Consider the following 15,196-nt stretch of genomic DNA (forward strand, 5'->3'; position numbering starts at 1 on the left):
GCGCAACCCGACAGGATTGAGGACCGGGATGTCGGATTACGCCTTACAGGCTGATCCGACCTGCGTGTTTCTTCCTCGGTCCTAGAACCTCGGCCCTAGTACCTTGTTCAATTCCAGCCGCCGCACGAACTCGCGCAGAATCAGGCTGTAGAGTTCATCCTTGAGAAAGGCGTCCTCCACCCCGGCCTCGAGGTTGGGATTGTCGTTGACCTCGATGACATAGACGCCGCGTTCGTTCTGCTTCACATCCACGCCATACAGACCGTCACCGATGAGATTGGCCGCCTGCAGCGCCACCGAGACCACCTCGGCCGGGGCCTCGCCCACCGGCCAGGCCTTGTAGCCGCCCTCGGAGAAGCGCCCGCCGGGACCGTGATTGACGATCTGCCAGTGCTGACGCGACATGAAATACTGGCACACGAAGACCGGCGTGCGGTTGAGTATTCCCACCCGCCAGTCGAACTCGGTGTAGAGGTATTCCTGCGCCAGGATCAGCTCCGAGTCACGGAACATGCGGGCGCAGATCTGCTGCAGCCCGGCCCTGTCCCCGGCCTTGAACACGCCCAGCGAGAAGGAACCGTCCGGCACCTTCAGCACCACCGGATAGTCGAACTGGCGTTCGACGATCTGTGCCACCCGCTTCTCGTCGCGCTTGTGCAGGATGCGCGTCAGCGGCGTCGGCAGCCGGTTGGCCTGCAGCAGTTCGGCCAGATAGACCTTGTTGGTGCAGCGCATAATGGAGACGGGGTCATCGATGACCACCATGCCCTCGCTGTCGGCCTTCTTGGCGAAACGGAAGGTGTAGTGATTGATGCGGGTGGTGTCGCGGATGAACAGGGCGTCGTACTCGGCCAGCCGTGCATAGTCCCTGCGGGTGATCAGGTCCACGTCCACGCCCAGCTTCCTGCCGGCCTTGACGAACAGCTTCAGTGCCCGCGCATCCGAGGGCGGCAGCGGATCGTCCGGGTTGTGCAGGATGGCCAGATCGTAACGGCTGGCCGTGCGCGTGCGCGGCGAGCGCCAGCGCCGGCTCTGATAGCGGGTGAAGGCCTCGGCCAGCACCTCGATCTGTTCAGCCTCGAGCCGGTTCAGGGCCAACGGCCGGATGGCCGCGATCTGCCAGCCGCCCTGGTACTGGAAAGCAACCTGCAGCAACGGACAGGGGAAGGTCTCGAACAGCTGCCGCGCCAGGTTACGCAGCTGGCGGTGCACGCATTCGCCGAAGAAGATATCCAGGGTGAAACTCTCGGACTCGGAACGGTCCAGGCGCCGCAGCGTCTTCTCCACCGCCTCCTCCAGGTCTTCCACCTGCAGGCTGTAGATGGCACGTGCACTCAGGTCCAGCAGGGTGTTCACCGCCGGCAGAATCCGGTGACCGCGCGCCTCGGCCAGCAGTGAGCAATAATAGCCTGCGCTCTGGTAGCGGTAGCTGCGACACAGGTTGATGACCTGCACCTGGCGCATCTGCAGATAGCGGGGATCGGACAGATAGTCGTCCACGCCGATGACCGTGGCCTGCGGAAGCTCCGGATGCCAGTCTTTTATCTGATCAACGACGATGAGATGTTTGGCCATGATGACTCTTTCCGCTGAAGGGTACGCGAGGCGTAATCATTTCCCTCCCATGGCGGGAAAGGTTCTCTCTCCGTCATCCCGGCGAAGGCCGGGATCCAGAGGCCGCGGCGGGTTCTGGATTCCGGCCTTCGCCGGAATGACGGGATACAGAGTTACGGACTTCCGCTTCACGCCTTACGCTTCTTAATCATAATCGCCGCCCGCTGCACCGACTTGCCGTAGCGCGCCATGCGTTCGAAATCGCTCTTGAGGATGGGCATATTGATACAGTCCATGCGGGTCTTGCCCTTTTCATAATCCACGTAGGGATCATGCACATAGATGAAGCGCTCGTCGAACCCTGTCACCACCACCCAGTGCGGGAACTTCTCCCGGTAGATGCGGTAGGAGCTGATCAGCACCAGCGGAATGCCGCCCGCCTCGAAGCCGGCCTGCAGCTCGGCCACCGACAGGGGCGCCTCGAACAGGCGGATGGGCAGCTCGGCGATCTGCCCCAGAAAATCCTCGTTCACCAGCCGGATCACCTCGCGCTTCTCCTCACTGCGCACCGAATCCAGGAACATGGCCTCACGCGAGGACAGGTACAGATCCACGTCAAACCCCCGGCTGTGCGCCGATAGCGCAAGCCCCTGAGGTCCACAGCCGCCGTGGCCCGAGGTCATGAACACGGTGGTGGACTCACGCCAGATACGGATCTCGGTACGGCGGCTGAGTTCGATATTGGCGTCCAGCGCCTTCATCGCCATCATGAGCGCGGCCGGTCCGCAGGTGAAATCCAGGGTCTGTTCGTAATAGGGCACCCGCACCATATCCGGACGCAGATTGGCGATCAGCCGTTTCTCGTAGCGCAGTGCCTCCATGTGATCCTCGTAGTAATCATCGAAGGTGCCGAAACGGCGATAGCCGTGCCCCTCATACAGGGCGATGGCGCCGGTATTGTCGGGCCGCACCTCCAGGCGCATGTCCACGCAGCCGCGCTGCGTCGCCGCCACCTCAGCGGCCGCCAGCAGGTCGGCGGCCAACCCGCGGCCACGGGCGGTCGGATCCACGGCGATCGAATACATCCGGGCCAGCGAGGTACCGGCATGAAACAGCACCAGGACATAGCCCCGCACTGCCCCGTCGTCAGCCACCAGGGTGACGGCGTTGGCCCGGGTAAGCATGTAGCGGAACTGCCGGCGCGACAGGCGATCGATATCGAAGCACCGGTTTTCGAGGACGACCAGGGCGTCCAGATCCTGCAGGGTGGCGGGGCGTATCATGTCACTCGACTCGGAAGACCCCGCCGATTATCGCCTGTTCCCCGGCGGCCGGCAGCAATTCTTTTCATGCGGCTGCCGGGTCTGACCCGAGACCTCAACGCAGAGACGCAGCGGCGCAGGGATCGCAAAGAAATTCAGAAGGTTGTTAAAACAATGTCCGTCATTCCCGCCTGCGCGGGAATGACGCAGCTGATGTAAATACCATTCCAGTTGACTCTGCGTCCTCTGCGCCTCAGCGTCGAATGTCTCTGACACTTGAATCAGTACCAACAGCGGCGGAGAATCGATCCCATGCAAGCCTACCCGCCCAAACTCATGGACATGCTCACCGGCCTGATCGGCACGCCCTCGGTCAGCAGCGTGAGTCCGGCCTTCGATCAGGGCAACCGACGGGTGGTGGAGCTGCTGGCCAGCTGGCTGGACGACCTGGGCTTCGCGGTCGAGATCCAGGCCCTGCCCGGCCATGCCGACAAGGCCAACCTGATCGCCCGGCTGGGCGAGGGCGAGGGCGGCCTGGTACTGGCCGGTCACACCGATACCGTGCCCTGCGACCCCGAACTGTGGACTCACGACCCCTTCCGGCTCACCGAGGCCGACAACCGGCTCTACGGCCTGGGCACCTCGGACATGAAGTCCTTCCTGGGGCTGGCCGTCGAGGCCGCGCGCGAGCTGCGCACGAAAACACTGAAAGAGCCCCTCTACATTGTCGCCACGGCCGACGAGGAAAGCTCCATGCTCGGCGCCCGCACCCTGGTGGCAAGCGGCCGGCCAAGGGCCCGTCATGCCATCATCGGCGAACCGACCGGCCTGCGTCCGGTCCGCACCCACAAGGGCATCCTGATGGAGGCCATCCGGCTGCGCGGACGCTCCGGGCATTCGAGCGACCCGGCCCTGGGCGTGAACGCCCTGGAAGGCATGCATCAGGTGCTGGGCGAAGTACTGCGCTGGCGCGAGGAGCTGCAGGCGAAATACCGCAACCCGCTGTTCAAGGTACCCGTGCCCACCCTGAACCTGGGCCACATCCACGGCGGCGACAACCCCAACCGCATCTGCGGCGAATGTGAACTGCACATCGACCTGCGCCCGCTGCCCGGCATGGACCTGGATGACCTGCGCACGGAGCTGCGCTCGCGGCTGGAACGGCTGCTCGCCGACAGCCCCCTGAAGCTGGATGTCATTCCCCTGTTCGAGGGTACGCCGGCCATGGAGACCCCGGCCGATGCGCCCATTGTGCAGCTGGCCGAACGCCTGACCGGCGCCCCGGCCGAGGCCGTCGCCTTCGGCACCGAAGGACCCTACTTCAACGAGCTCGACATCCAGACCGTCATCCTCGGCCCCGGCGACATCGACCAGGCCCATCAGCCGGATGAATACCTGGCGCTGGAGCGCATCGCCCCGACCCTGGACCTGCTGGAGCAGTTCATCATCAGCTGCTGTCTCGCGCCGGCGCGCTGAAAGCTTTACACTTCCCCATCCAATCAGATATTTATACCGCTACACCGCGCAGCAAGGGCAAGCCCGTGTCGAATAACAACATAACCGAATGCACCTTCACCCAGGCCTTCCGCCACGCCGCACCCTATATCCACAGCCATCGCGGCAAGACCTTCGTCATCGGCTTCGGCGGTGAGGCGGTCACTGATGCCGGCCTGATCCACGACCTGGCCCTGCTCTACAGCCTGGGCATCCGGCTGGTGCTGGTCCATGGCGCACGGCCCCAGATCGAGGCGCATCTGAAGGCGAGCAAAACCGATTTCCGTTATGCCAACGGCCTGCGCATCACCGACGACCAGGCGCTGATCGCGGTCAAGCAGGCCGTGGGCAGCGTACGGGTCGAGATCGAGGCGCGCCTGTCCATGGGCGTGGCCAACACGCCCATGTCCGGCGCCCGCATCCGCGTCACCTCCGGCAACCATGTCACCGCCCGGCCGCTGGGGGTGCGCGACGGCATCGACTACCGGCACACCGGCGAGATCCGGCGCATCGACGGCGCCGCCATCCGCCAGGCCCTGGACGATCAGCACCTGGTGCTGCTGTCGCCGCTCGGCTATTCCCCCACTGGCGAGGTATTCAACCTGCACGCCGAGGAAGTCGCCACCGCCGCGGCCATCGAGCTGCAGGCCGACAAGCTGATCCTGATCACCGAGGACAAGGGCCTGCGCGACAGCCGCCGCCAGCCGGTGCGCCAGCTCACCCCGGCCGGGGCCGGCCGGCTGCTGGCGGGTCGGCGCAGGCTGGACGAGGACATGCGCCGGCACCTGGACAGTGCCGTGCAGGCCTGCAAGCGCGGTGTGCGCCGGGCCCACCTGATCCCGCGACGGCTTGAGGGCGGCCTGCTGCAGGAGCTGTTCACCCGCGACGGCGTCGGCACCCTGATCACCGCCGAGACCTACGAGGGCCTGCGCCCGGCGAGCATCAACGACGTCGGTGGTATCCTGGAGCTGATCGCGCCGCTGGAGGCCGAGGGTATCATGGTGCGGCGCTCGCGCGAGCGGCTGGAGATGGAGATCGACCGCTTCATCGTGGTCGAGCGCGACGGCATGATCATCGCCTGCGCCGCCCTCTATCCCTATCCGGACGAGGCCATGGGCGAGCTGGCCTGCCTGGCGGTGCACCAGGACTACCGCCAGGAAGGCCGCGGCGACCAGCTGCTGGAGACCATCGAGCGCCAGGCCAAGGGCATGGGGCTGATCACTCTGTTCGTGCTCACCACCCGTACCGCGCACTGGTTCCAGGAACGCGGCTTCCTGCAGGGCGAGGTGACCAAACTCCCCATGAAGCGCCGCGATCTGTACAATTACCAGCGCAACGCCAAGGTGTTCTTCAAGGCCCTGTAAGCGGCACCGACCAAAGGCGCGCGTCATGTCGTCGAACGACAGCATTTCATTTCTGCAGATCACGGATACCCACCTGTATGCCGACGGCGAAGGCCGGCTCAAGGGGGTGCGCACCGACCGCAGCCTGCGGGCTGTAATCGAGCAGGTCCAGGCACAGGCACCTGCCTTCGATTTCATCGTCAGTACCGGCGACCTGGTGCACGACGATTCTGACGCGGCCTATGAGCGCTTCCGTGGCCACCTGCAGCGGCTGGGCAAACCGGTGTTCTGCCTGCCGGGCAACCACGACGAGGCAGACAGGCTGCAGCGGCATCTCAATGACGATACCTTTCACTGCAACCGCTCGCTGCGCGTCGGCCCCTGGCTGCTGGTGTTCCTGGACTCCAGCCTGCCCGGCAGTGCCGGCGGACATCTGAGCGAGGCCGAGCTGGACGCCCTGGACCGCACCATCCGCGGCCATGACGCCCGCCATGTGCTGATCTGCGTGCATCATCACCCGCGTCTGCTGGGCAGCGCCTGGCTTGACACCATGGTCATCGACAACGGCGATGAGCTGCTGCGCCGCGCCGTGCGTCACGGCCGGGTCCGGGGTATTCTCTGTGGCCATATCCATCAGGAATACGACACCGAACAGCTGGGTATACGCCTGCTGGGCACGCCCTCGACCTGCATCCAGTTCCTGCCCGGCAGCGATCACTTCGCCCTGGACACCGCCACCCCCGGCTGGCGCTGGCTGCGGCTGCAGCCGGACGGAACCATCGACACCGGCGTGGTGCGGCTGCCGGCACCGACCGATCCGCTCGACCCCGAGGCTGAGTATGGTTAACGCAGAGGCGCAGAGATCGCAAAGAAAGCCAGATGATTTCGATTAGAGCAACTCTGATTAATCCGTCATCCCGGCGAAGGCCGGGATCCAGTGGCATCAGATACATGGATGCCGGCCTTCGCCGGCATGACGAAAAGAAAATGAATCAAAGGTTCATTAATTCGTTTATTCTGCGTCCTTTGCGTCTCCGCGCCTCTGCGTTGAACAGAAACACCCGAATCCCATCAACGCACGGACCGACACCATGACAGACCAATCAGGTTTCCGCACCGAACGCGACAGCATGGGCGAGGTAGCCGTCCCCGCCGACGCCCTCTATGGTGCCCAGACCCAGCGCGCCGTGGACAACTTCCCCCTGAGCGGGCTGCGGATGCCGCCGGCCTTCATCCATGCCCTGGGGCGGATCAAGGCCTGCGCGGCCCGCGCCAACGCCGAACTGGACCAGCTCGACCCGGCCCTGGCCGAGGCCATTGCCGGCGCGGCCGAGGCGGTCGCCCGCGGCGAACATGACGATCAGTTCCCCATCGACGTGTTCCAGACCGGCTCCGGCACCAGCACCAACATGAACGCCAACGAGGTCATCGCCCGGCTGGCCAGCGACGGCTCGGGGACCCGCATCCACCCCAACGATCACGTCAACCGCGGCCAGAGCAGCAACGACGTCATCCCCACCGCCCTCCACGTCAGCGCCCGGCTGGCGGTGGAGACGCAGCTGCTGCCGGCGCTGGATCATCTCGCCGCCGTGATCGAGGGCAAGGGGCGCGCGCTGGACGGCATCATCAAGACCGGCCGCACCCACCTGATGGACGCCATGCCGGTCAGCTTTTCCCAGGAACTCGGCGGCTGGGCGCAACAGGTCCGGAACAGCCGCCTGCGCATCGACGACACCCTGCCGCGTCTGGAACGGCTGGCCCAGGGCGGCACCGCCGTGGGCACCGGCATCAACGCCCATCCTGAATTCGCCGCCCGCTTCTGTGCGCGGCTCAGCGCCGACACCGGCATCCCCTTCCACCCGGCGGAGGATTTCTTCGAGGCCCTGTCCTGCCAGGATACGGCGGTCGAGCTCAGCGGCCAGCTGCGCGTGGCCGCCACCGCCCTGCTCAAGATCGCCAACGACCTGCGCTGGATGAACAGCGGCCCGCTCACCGGTCTGGGTGAGATCAGCCTGCCCGCCCTGCAGCCCGGCAGCAGCATCATGCCCGGCAAGGTCAATCCGGTGATCAGCGAGGCGGTGATCATGGCCGCCGCCCAGGTCCAGGGTAACGACGCCACCATCGCCTGCGGCGGCCAGTGGGGCGGCTTCCAGCTCAATACCATGCTGCCGGTGATCGCCTACAACCTGCTGCAGAGCATCGAGCTGCTGGCCAACAGCGCCCGGGTGCTGGCCGACAAAGCGATCGCGGATTTCACGGTGAACGCCGACCATATCCGCGCCGCCCTGGACCGCAACCCGGTGCTGGTCACCGCACTGAACGAACGCATCGGCTACGAGAAGGGCGCCGAGATCGCCAAGCGCGCCTACGCCGAGGGGCGGGCGGTGAAGGAGGTGGCAAGGGAGATGACCGGCCTGTCCGAGGCGGAGCTGGACGAACTGCTCGACCCGGCACGGCTGACCCGGCCTAGTGGAGAATGAGAAATACTCATCTCACTGATGGGAAGAGCCACCACCAGTAAGTCCTGGATGTCATCCGGTTTTTGCCTGCCACCCGTCATCCCGGCGCATGCCGGGATCCAGAAACCGCTGCGGCCAGTGGATTCCGGCATACGCCGGAATGACGGGCACTGGTGAATTCCGCTCGACGGCCGGGGCGGTATCTACAGATATTTCATCTTACCGCTGTTTTATCACGACTCAGCGGCTCGGCGCCCAGTTCAGCGGCTTGTAGACCCAGATCCGGCCCTCGTCGATATTGTGGTTCACCCCGAGATACACGTCGTATTCGGGGATGTACTCCCACTTGCCCAGGATACCGCGGAAGGGACCGGCGGTGGGCACCTCGGGACTGGCCGCGGTGTTGGGGGCCTTCATCATGCTCCAGCCAGCGCTGCTCGCCTGGTTGGGCGGGATCAGGATCCAGACGTCGGCGTAGCCGTTCCAGAGCAGGTAGCGGTCGCGAACCGGGTCATAGTCCAGGCCGAAGTCGTCACGCTCCAGGCGTCCGGTCGGATAACCCGCGTCGAGGAACACCGGCTCGAACTGCACCGGTGGGTTGTTCGGCCCGGCCTGGTTCAGATCCCAGAACCAGAAGCCCTCGCCGGCGGTGCGCACATAGATGTTACGCAGCGGATCGTAGGCGCCGGCACCCTGACGGCTCCAGATATCGCCCACGCCGCGGGTACCGACCAGTTCCAGCACGTCCTGGCTGGCATCGTCCGGATCGTTGACACTGTACTTCCACACCCCCGCGCCGGTATTGAAATAGATCACATCGATGCCGTTCTGTACCACCACGTCGGAGGTGCCGTTGATGAAGGTCTTCTGCAGGAGGTCGACGCTGAGCTGACTGGTCGAACCGGTGATGAGACTGTCGCGGTTGTCCCACATCCGGCCGCCCTCGACCTGGGTATAGACCTCCGGCTTGACCTGCGAGCCGGTGGTTCCACCCACCTTGCCGGCATCGGCACGGCTGGGATCCCAGAAGTAGGGGCCGGTCTTGACCAGCTCGTCGCCGACCAGCTTGACGAAGTTGCCGCTGCCGTAGGCCGCGCCGCCGAAGGTGACGAAGCGATCAGCCACCGGCAGGTAGTCCGAGTTGTCATAGGTGTGCGAGGAGATGGGGGCATTGAACACCCCGTCGATGGCCTCGTAGTGGCTGCCACCCACACCCAGTGGCTGGCAGACGATGTCGCTGGGCAGGGAGGCGCGCTCCCAGCGCATGGTGGAGGTGCGGAACCGGTACACCTCGTTGCCGGCATAATTGGCATGCCCGCCGCCCCAGAAGATCAGATCACCCCGGTTCGGGTCCCAGGCCATGGAGCTCCAGGCGCGCAGGATGGCGCGCGGGCTGCCGGGAATGGTCGAGCCGTTGCAGTACTCCGGCTGCACCCGCTGATCCTCGGGGGTCCAGACCGAATCGAAACGGTTCATGTTCAATTGCTGCCAGGTTCCCGCCTCCATCGGCTGCAGCATGTCCATAAACCGGTCGCCGGTGGGCTGCAGGGCGCTGACCGTGATGTTGTCCGGGTCGCTCTCCAGCTGACCATCGCTGACCACCAGGCTGAAACGGTAATCGCCTGCCACGTCGGCGACGAACTGCGGCATGACCGCGGCCGGATCGCTGAGCATGGCGAGACTGCCGTCGGGCCGGTTGACCAGGCTCCACTGGTAGCTCAGGGCGTCGTTGTCGGGATCGTAGGAGGCCGAGGCATCCAGTGTCACCGTGTCGCCCGGTGTGACACTGAAATCGCTGCCGGCATGCGCCACCGGCCGGGCATTGAGGGTCGTGATCCCGACGCTGTCGGTCGCACGCGCGCCGGCACCATCATAGACAGTGAGCTCGACCCGGTAGCTGCCGTGCAGATCCGGCACCAGTGTCGCCTGATCGCTCCAGGGATCGAGCAACTGGGCTGCGCTGCCGGAAGGGACCTCGGCCAGGGTCCAGTGATAGTGCAGAACATCGTCCGCATCGTCATCGTAGGAGCCGCGCCCGTCCAGCACGACATATTCGCCGGGATAGGCGGTCGTATCAGAACCGGCCATGGCCACCGGGGGACTGTTCGTCAGCAGCGGCGTCCAGCCGCTTGGTCCGGGTTCCTGCCCATAGGCCTGTCTGAGCAAGGAGAAATCCTGCAGATTGACGATGCCGTCGCCGTTCATATCCACATCAGGATCAGCGCTGCCATAGGCCTGCCGTAACAGAGAAAAATCCTGCAGATTAACGAAACCGCTATTATCAAAATCGGCATCACAACGATTGCCGTAGCCGTCGGCATCGGTATCTGACTGATCGGGATTGGCCACCAGGAGACAGTTATCACAGGCATCCCCAACGCCATCCTGATCAGTATCCAGCTGATCGGAATCCGCCAGCATGGGGCAGTTGTCCACGGCCTGAACGGTCATGGGAGCAAGGCTCAGGACAGAGCACAATACCGTGCCCAGGAAAGCGGCGCGTCTTGTCACGCCGTGAACAGATAACGACAGGCCTGAAGAGGACATGATACTGCTCCCATTATTTGAGTTATTCGACGGAACACGCGCGTCGCAGCGCCTGTACCGGGAGGGTTTCCGGAGTATATACCAGGGGGCCCGTTTTTCCAGCGCCCCTTTGGCCACCAGGGTACGGCGGGCCCGCGAAGGTGAAACGTCTTCGCCGCAAGCAGCATTCCGGGGCTATCCGGCCTCGCCGCGTCTTGCCAGATAGCCCCGGTAATAGACTGCAAATCCCAGACACACCGCCCCCAGCAGCAGCACGGTGAACTGCACGCCCAGCACCTCGGCCAGGGCGCCGGCGGCCAGGTTGCCGACCGGCGACAGGCCGATGAAGATCACCGAAAACAGCGACATAACCCGCCCGCGCAGGGCATCCGGGGCGGACAGCTGCAGGAAGGTGTTGGTCGAGGCCACCAGGGTGGTGATGGCATAACCGGTCAGCACCACCAGCAGCAGGGCCACGCCGATCCAGGGCGTGTAGGCAAACAGCATCAGACCCAGCCCCAGCAGCAGGCCGGCGCCGGCAATGAGACGCTCCAGGCCCTCGCCCTTCTCGCGCTGCGCCAGCCGCAGGGCCCCGCCCAGCGCACCCAGCCCGGCCACGCCGACCAGCAGTCCCAGCAGATCAGAGCCGCCGCCGAAGACCTCGCGGGCGAACACCGGCATGAGTACCAGGTAGGGATTGGCGAACAGGCTGACCGCGCCCACGATCATCAGGGCATAGCGCAGCTCGGGCCGCTGCCAGGCGAACTTCAGCCCCTCCCATACCCCCTCCTGACGGCGTTCCAGCTCATCCGGCGTGACCGGCGTGCGGATACGCAGGATGGCCAGGATCACGGCCAGGAAGGACAGCGCATTGAGCAGGATCACCGGGCCCTCGCCCCACAGGGCGATCAACCAGCCGGCCAGCATCGGCCCCAGGAAGCGGGCGAAGTTGAAGGTACTGGAATTGAGCGCAACGGCATTGTGCAGCTCCTCGCGCGGCACCAGCAGGGCGACCAGGGTATGCCGGGCCGGGATCTCCACCGCGTGCACCAGGCCCAGCAGCAGCGCCAGAACCATGATCCACTGCACCGTCACCAGGCCGGTGACGGTCAGCAGCCCCAGGGTCAGGGCCTGCAGACAGGCCAGCACCTGCGCACCCAGGAACAGCCGCAGCCGCGGCAGCCGGTCGGCGATCACGCCGCCGAACAGTCCGAACACCAGCACCGGTGCCAGGCTGAGAAAGCTCACCAGCCCGAGCATGAAACTGGACTCGGTCAGCCGGTACACCAGCCAGGCCTGGGCCACGTTCTGCATCCAGGTCCCGTTGAGCGAGACCAGCTGGCCGAAGAAATACAGCCGGTAATTGGAATGACGCAGCGAGCGGGTCAGGCGTTGCCAGCGCATGGGATTGCGATGCCTCGGTCATTGATAACAGGCGAAGGCGGGATTATAGCCACGGATGAACACGGACATGAAAAGCGTTAACCGCGAAGGCGTCGAAGGCGCGCGAAGGTAATAAATAATCTCGTATTCTTTGCGCGCCTTCGGCGCCTTCGCGGTTTGAAGCTTTTCCGTGTCCAGCCGTGGCTCGAAGACCACCAGGACAAAAGACTCAGCGCACCATCTGGTTGAGATCGAAGATGGGCAGCAGGATGGCGAGCACGATCAGCAGTACCACCACGCCCATGAACACGATGAGCAGCGGCTCGAACAGGGCCATGAGGGTGCCGATCAGGGTCTCGACCTCGCGCTCCTGGCTGATGGCGGCCCGTTCCAGCATGGACTCGAGCTGACCGCTGGTCTCGCCACTGGCGATCAGGTGCAGGGTCATGGGAGGGAAATAACCGCTGCGCTGCATGGCGGCCTGGATGCTGGAGCCCTCGCGCACCCGGCGCGCCGCCTCCTCCACCGCCTCGCGCATGGGCTCGTTGACGATGACCTGGCCGGCGATGCGCAGGCCCTCCAGCACCGGCACGCCGCTGCTGACCAGGATGCTGAGCGTGCGCGCAAAGCGTGCCGTGTTCACCCCCTTGACCAGACGCGCGATCAGCGGCAACGACAGGTACAGACGGTGCAGCCGGCGCCGCGGACCGGGCCGGCGGAACAGCCAGCCGCCGCCGATCACGCCCGCCACCAGCAGGATCAGCAGCAGCCAGCCCCAATGCTGGAAGAAATCGCTGATGGCGATGAGGATGCGGGTCAGCAGCGGCAGGGTCTGGCCGATGTTGTCGAACACCTGCACCACCTGCGGCACCACATAGGCCAGCAGCAGCCCGACCACGACCAGGGCCATGACGGTCAGCATCACCGGATAGAACAGCGCCATCTGGATCTTGGCGCGCATCTGCTGGCGCGCCTCGGTGTAGTCGGCCAGCCGTTCCAGTACCACGTCCAGATGTCCGGACTGTTCGCCCGCGGCCACGGTGGCGCGGTAGAGCTCCGGGAACACATGTGGGAAATCGCCCAGCCCGCTGGCCAGGCTGTGGCCTTCCATCACCCGCGCCCGCACCGCCAGCAGCAGATTGCCCAGCCGCTCCTTCTCCGTCTGCTGGGCCACCGCGCGCAGCGACTCCTCCAGCGGCGTGCCGGAGCGCACCAGGGTGGCGAGCTGGCGGGTCAACAGGGCCAGGTCGGTGGCACTGACCCCGCGGCGCAGGCGCAGTCCCGGGCCACGCGGTCTGCCCCGGCCGGATTCCTCCTGCGCCACCGGCTCCACCGCCATGGGGGTGAGCTGGCGTTCACGCAGCTGCTGGCGTACCTGGCGGGCGGTATCGCCCTCCAGCACACCGCTGCGTTCGCGGCCCTTGGTATCCAGTGCGGTGTATTCGAATGCGGGCATGGGGATCAGTAAAGTCGTTTACAGATAACCGCCAGGACGCCAAAGGCGCCAAGGGTTAGAAATGCATGATTCAGACTGCATCGAATTGACCTGTCGTTCCGACGGTCTTATGGAACGCCAGCAAAGATCCCCATCGGGGTGTGGTTTAGAAAGCATGTTCACACTCGGCGCCCTTGGCGCCTTGGCGGTTCAATCAATCAGTCTTCCCGCGTCACCCGCAGCACTTCCTCCAGGCTGGTGTCGCCCTGCAGCACCAGGCGGGCGCCATCCTGGCGCAGGCTGGGGGCGCGGGTGCGTACATAGCGTTCGATCTCGTACTCGCCGGCACCGTCGTGCACCATCTGGGCCATGTGCTCATCGACCTCGAGCAGTTCATAGATGCCGGTACGGCCCTGGTAGCCGAGCTGGTTGCAGGTGGCACAGCCGGCGGCCTTGTACAGGGTGGGTGGCTCCGCGATGTCGACCTCGAGCGCCCGGCAGTCGGCTTCGTTGGCGGTATAGGGCACCTTGCATTCATGGCACAGCACCCGTACCAGCCGCTGCGCCAGCACACCGACCAGGCTGGAGGCGACCAGGAAGGGCTCCACCCCCATGTCGCGCAGGCGGGTGACGGCGCCGACGGCGCTGTTGGTATGCAGGGTGGAGAGCACCAGGTGGCCGGTGAGGCTGGCCTGCACGGCGATCTCGGCCGTCTCCAGGTCGCGGATCTCGCCCACCATCACCACGTCCGGGTCCTGGCGCAGGATGGCACGCAGGCCGCGGGCGAAGCTCATGTCCACCTTGGTGCTGACCTGGGTCTGGCCGATACCGTCCAGATAGTACTCGATCGGATCCTCCACCGTGAGGATATTACGGCTGCGGTCGTTCAATGCCGACAGCACGGCATACAGGGTGGTGGTTTTACCCGAGCCGGTGGGGCCGGTGACCAGGATGATGCCGTGCGGGCGCTTGATGATGCGGTCCATGACCGCGCGGGTGGCCGGGTCCATGCCCAGGTGCTTCAGGTCCAGGCGCCCGGCCTGCTTGTCCAGCAGGCGCATCACCACCCGCTCGCCGTGACCGGACGGCAGGGTGGAGACACGCACATCCACCGGCCGGCCGGCGATGCGCAGCGAGATGCGCCCGTCCTGGGGCAGGCGCTTCTCGGCGATGTCCAGCCTGGCCATGACCTTGACGCGGGAGACGATCAGCGGCGCGAGCACCCGCTGCGGCTGCAGCACCTCGCGCAGTACGCCGTCGACGCGGAAGCGCACCACCAGGCGGTTCTCGTAAGTCTCGATATGGATGTCGGAGGCGTTTTCCTTGACCGCTTCGGTGAGAATGGCGTTGATCAGCCGGATGATGGGCGCGTCGTCCTCGCTCTCCAGCAGGTCCTCGGGCTCGGGCAGCTGCTCGGCGATGCTGTTGAGATCCGACTCGTCGCCCAGGTCCTCCATCGCAAGCATGGTGCGGTTGGAACCCTGTTCGTAGGCTGCGGCCAGCAGGCCGTCGAACTGCTCGGCGGGAACCTCCTCCAGCGCCAGCGGCACCTGCAGGTGGCGGCGCAGCTCGGCCAGCGCCGCCGGCCGGGCATCGGGCCGGCACTTGACCCGCGCCCGGCCGTCCTCGACCTGCTCGACCAACACTCCGTGACGCTTGGCAAAGGCAAAGCCCGGCAGCGCCGGTTCGGCCGATTCGGCCGCCTCCTGCATCACCTGGCCGGGGTCTTCCATCGTCATG

At 65.3% G+C, this 15,196-nt stretch carries 10 protein-coding genes; 4 read left to right on the forward strand and 6 right to left on the reverse strand.

What is annotated here, in order from left to right; all coding sequences use genetic code 11:
• Nucleotides 1–81: 81 nt before the first annotated feature.
• Together D6C00_RS05240 and D6C00_RS05245 are read right to left on the reverse strand one after the other, a co-directional pair.
• Nucleotides 82–1,575, reverse strand: a complete 1,494-nt coding sequence (locus D6C00_RS05240) for a RimK family protein (RefSeq protein ID WP_125180677.1) — start codon at nucleotides 1,573–1,575, stop codon at nucleotides 82–84.
• Nucleotides 1,576–1,742: 167 nt separating this feature from the next.
• Nucleotides 1,743–2,837 (reverse strand): GNAT family N-acetyltransferase/peptidase C39 family protein, encoded by a 1,095-nt coding sequence (locus tag D6C00_RS05245; protein ID WP_125180679.1) that lies wholly within the window; start codon nucleotides 2,835–2,837, stop codon nucleotides 1,743–1,745.
• Nucleotides 2,838–3,128: 291 nt separating this feature from the next.
• Here D6C00_RS05245 and argE point away from each other — a divergent pair, with 291 nt between their 5' ends.
• From argE to D6C00_RS05265, 4 genes are all read left to right on the forward strand, one after another.
• A complete protein-coding gene (argE, locus tag D6C00_RS05250; protein WP_125180681.1) occupies nucleotides 3,129–4,292 on the forward strand; it encodes an acetylornithine deacetylase in 1,164 nt (387 codons plus the stop codon).
• 65 nt (nucleotides 4,293–4,357) lie between these two features.
• The gene (gene argA, locus D6C00_RS05255; RefSeq protein WP_125180683.1) at nucleotides 4,358–5,674 is read left to right on the forward strand and encodes an amino-acid N-acetyltransferase; all 1,317 of its coding nucleotides are present in this window, start codon (nucleotides 4,358–4,360) and stop codon (nucleotides 5,672–5,674) included.
• Between the two features lie 25 nt (nucleotides 5,675–5,699).
• Nucleotides 5,700–6,500 (forward strand): 3',5'-cyclic-AMP phosphodiesterase, encoded by an 801-nt coding sequence (gene cpdA, locus D6C00_RS05260; RefSeq protein WP_125180685.1) that lies wholly within the window; start codon nucleotides 5,700–5,702, stop codon nucleotides 6,498–6,500.
• Between the two features lie 244 nt (nucleotides 6,501–6,744).
• Nucleotides 6,745–8,133, forward strand: a complete 1,389-nt coding sequence (locus tag D6C00_RS05265; protein WP_125180687.1) for a class II fumarate hydratase — start codon at nucleotides 6,745–6,747, stop codon at nucleotides 8,131–8,133.
• Between the two features lie 219 nt (nucleotides 8,134–8,352).
• Here D6C00_RS05265 and D6C00_RS05270 read toward each other — a convergent pair whose 3' ends face one another.
• From D6C00_RS05270 to gspE, 4 genes are all read right to left on the reverse strand, one after another.
• Nucleotides 8,353–10,563: a PKD domain-containing protein gene (locus tag D6C00_RS05270; protein ID WP_125180689.1), complete on the reverse strand. Its 2,211-nt coding sequence runs from the start codon at nucleotides 10,561–10,563 to the stop codon at nucleotides 8,353–8,355.
• Between the two features lie 270 nt (nucleotides 10,564–10,833).
• Nucleotides 10,834–12,042 (reverse strand): MFS transporter, encoded by a 1,209-nt coding sequence (locus tag D6C00_RS05275; RefSeq protein WP_125180690.1) that lies wholly within the window; start codon nucleotides 12,040–12,042, stop codon nucleotides 10,834–10,836.
• A 208-nt stretch (nucleotides 12,043–12,250) separates the two neighbouring features.
• Nucleotides 12,251–13,477 (reverse strand): type II secretion system inner membrane protein GspF, encoded by a 1,227-nt coding sequence (gene gspF / locus D6C00_RS05280; RefSeq protein ID WP_125180692.1) that lies wholly within the window; start codon nucleotides 13,475–13,477, stop codon nucleotides 12,251–12,253.
• A gap of 197 nt (nucleotides 13,478–13,674) precedes the next feature.
• Nucleotides 13,675–15,168: a type II secretion system ATPase GspE gene (gspE, locus tag D6C00_RS05285; RefSeq protein ID WP_125182381.1), complete on the reverse strand. Its 1,494-nt coding sequence runs from the start codon at nucleotides 15,166–15,168 to the stop codon at nucleotides 13,675–13,677.
• Nucleotides 15,169–15,196: the final 28 nt, after the last annotated feature.

The sequence above is a fragment of the Thiohalobacter thiocyanaticus genome (assembly GCF_003932505.1).
Taxonomy (GTDB): domain Bacteria; phylum Pseudomonadota; class Gammaproteobacteria; order Thiohalobacterales; family Thiohalobacteraceae; genus Thiohalobacter; species Thiohalobacter thiocyanaticus.